The organism is Brevundimonas sp. (genome assembly GCF_035627475.1).
GTDB lineage: Bacteria > Pseudomonadota > Alphaproteobacteria > Caulobacterales > Caulobacteraceae > Brevundimonas.
In genome coordinates this window covers 1-2535 of record NZ_DASPLR010000007.1, presented here as the reverse complement: position 1 = coordinate 2535, position 2535 = coordinate 1, and the positions used below count along the sequence as shown (strand labels likewise).

Annotated in this window: 2 protein-coding genes; both read right to left on the bottom strand. The window is 71.1% G+C overall.

Features of this window, described 5'->3' with window-relative positions; all coding sequences use genetic code 11:
- Positions 1-119: 119 nt before the first annotated feature.
- Complete coding sequence (gene istB, locus VEA62_RS01605) at positions 120-950, bottom strand: IS21-like element helper ATPase IstB (protein WP_324817529.1); 831 nt, start codon at positions 948-950, stop codon at positions 120-122.
- Positions 947-2467 carry an IS21 family transposase gene (gene istA / locus VEA62_RS01600; protein WP_422653084.1) on the bottom strand — a complete coding sequence of 507 codons (1521 nt, stop codon included), beginning with the start codon at positions 2465-2467 and terminating at the stop codon, positions 947-949. The genes istB and istA overlap by 4 nt, the downstream gene beginning before the upstream one ends.
- Between the last annotated feature and the right edge of the window lie 68 nt (positions 2468-2535).

The window sequence follows — 2535 nt, the reverse complement described above, 5'->3', positions numbered from 1 at the left end:
TATGGCGCGACAGCGATCGTGAAGGGCGCGCGACAGTGAACGTGAAGGGTTCGGTCGCGATGGGAAGGTGATGGTGGGGCGTTTCCTCCTCAGCGACAAGGGTGATTGTCGCGCCCGCGTCACTCCGGTGTTGGCGAGCTTGTCGCGGGCGCGACAGCGTCGGGCGACACGGCGGTGTCGCTGGTCACCACGGCGCGCGTCAGCGCGGTGCGGCGGCGGTAGCTCTCGACGTTCATCTCCAGGATCACGGCATGGTGCACCAGGCGGTCGATGGCGGCCACCGTCATCGCCTTGTCGGGAAAGATCTGGTCCCACGCCCCGAACGGCTGGTTGGCGGTGATCATCAGCGAGCGCCGCTCGTAGCGCGTCGAGATCAGCTCGAACAGCACGCTGGTTTCCGCCTGGCTCTTGTGCACGTACGAGAGGTCGTCGAGGATCAGCAGGTCGTACTTGTCCAGCTTGTCGATGGCCGACGCCAGGCTGAGGTCCTGACGCGCCGCCTGAAGGCGCTGCACGAGGTCGGTGGTGCGCGTGAACAGCACCCGGAAGCCGTTGTCCACCAGCGCGTGGCCGAGCGCCGCCGCGATGTGCGTCTTGCCCGAGCCGGGCGGGCCGAAGGCCAGGATGTTGGTGCCCTTCTCCAGCCAGCTGTCGCCGGCGGCCAAGGCCACGATCTGCGCCCGGCTCAGCGTCGGCACGGCGGCGAACTCGAAGCTGTCCAGCGTCTTGCCGGGCGGCAGGCGGGCCTCCTGGAGATGGCGCTGGATGCGGCGCTGAACCCGCTCGGCGACTTCCAGTTCGGCCAGGGCGGCCAGCAGGCGGGCAGCGGGCCAGCCTTCCCGGTCGGCGCGCTCGGCGAAGTCCGGCCAGAGCCGGGCGACGGTGGGCAGGCGCAGCTCGCTCAGCAGCAGCGGCAGGCGCGCGGTATCGACGGTCAGGGTGTCGCTCATGGCTGCCCTCCGCTGGTCAGCAGCGTGTCGTAGGCGTCGGCGCCCGGCAGCACGATGGTGACGCTGGGCGCGGCGGTGTCCTGCGGCTCGAAGCGCTGGCGCAGGGCGGCGAGGTCGGGCAGCTGTCCGGCGTCCAGCAGCGCCTCCAGGACCCGGGCCAGATCGGCCTCGCAGGCGCGCTCGTGCGCCAGCCAGAGCAGCCCCACCATGGTGCGGCAGGCCAGCCGCGGATCGGTGGCGGCGAGCAGGGCGTCCCAGGTGCGGCGGTAGGCGGCGCGCGGGAAGAGATCGTCGCGGTACACCAGGTTCAGCAGGGCCTGCGGCTTGCGGCGCAGGCTGTGGATGACGTGGCGGTAGTCGACGACATGGGCGTGCCGTCCTTTGCTGCGCGGCGCCGGCCGCGCCCGGGGCAGCGTCAGCACCAGCGTGCCGCCGAGCAGGCAGTCCAGGCGGTCATCGTAGAGGCGGACCTTGAGGCGGTGGCCGATGAGCCGGGAGGGCACGGTGTAGAACACCTTGCGCAGCACGAAGCCGCCCGAGGAGGTGACGACGACGCTGGCCTCCTCGAAGTCGGTGGTGCGCCGTTCCGGCAAGGAGCGCAGGTGCGGGCGCTCCAGGTCCACCACCTTGCGGTGGCGGGCGTTGTGGCGCCCGACCACCTCGGCGACGAAGCGGCGATAGGCGTCCAGCGTGTCGAAGTCGCGGCTGGCCCGCAAAGTGAGCGCCTGGTCGAGACGGTCCTTGAGGTGGCCGTGGCGGCTTTCGATGCTGCCGTTCTCGTGGGCGACGCCGGTGGTGTTGCGGCTCGGCGTCAGGCCGTAGTGCGCGCACAGCGCTTCGTAGCGGCGGGTGAGATCCTCGCGGGCCTCGGCGTCGAGGTTGCGGAAGGCGGCGGACAGGGAGTCGGTGCGGTGTTCGGCCGGGGCGCCGCCCAGGGCCCAGAGCGCGTTCTGCAGACCGTGGGTCAGCGCCACGAAGCTCTCGCCGCCGAGGATGACCTCGGCATGCTCCCAGCCCGAGTAGGCCAGCGTGAAGTGATAGAGCCGGTGCGCGAGCGGCTGGCCGGCGATGCTGACGTCCAGGTCGCCGGCATCGGTGAAGTCGGACAGCGCCTGGCGGCCGGGCTGATGGATCTGGCGGAAAATGACCTCCTGCTCGGGCCCATGCAGGGCTTTCCAGGCGCGGATCCGGCGTTCCAGGGTGCGGCGGGCCTTCGCCCAGTCGCGCTCGGGACGGCGGCGCTGGAGTTCCTCGAGCAGGGTGATCGGGCGCAGGCCCGGGCAGGTCCGGAGCAGCGGCAGGATGTCGGCGTCCCAGACCTCGGCGAGCGGGTCGGGGGTGCTGCGCCCAAAGCGCCGCTCGGCCTTCTTCTGGGAGGGGAGGCGCGGATCCGTTTCGATGCGGTAGGCGGTGCTGACGCTGACGCCTGCCTTGGCGGCGGCGGTCTGCTGGGAAAGCGTTCGACGGAGGTCCATGTAGAGTCTCACCTGCTGGTCTGTGATGGGCTTGCCGGGCACGGGGTCCTCTTCCTGGCAGACGAAGACCCTCCCGAAACGCGGCCCATCGCGACCGCAGGCGTGGGCGG

Coding starts and splice junctions, on each gene's coding strand:
- istB (WP_324817529.1), bottom strand. CDS start 950: ATGAGCGACACCCTGACCGTCGATACCGCGCGCCTGCCGCTGCTGCTG.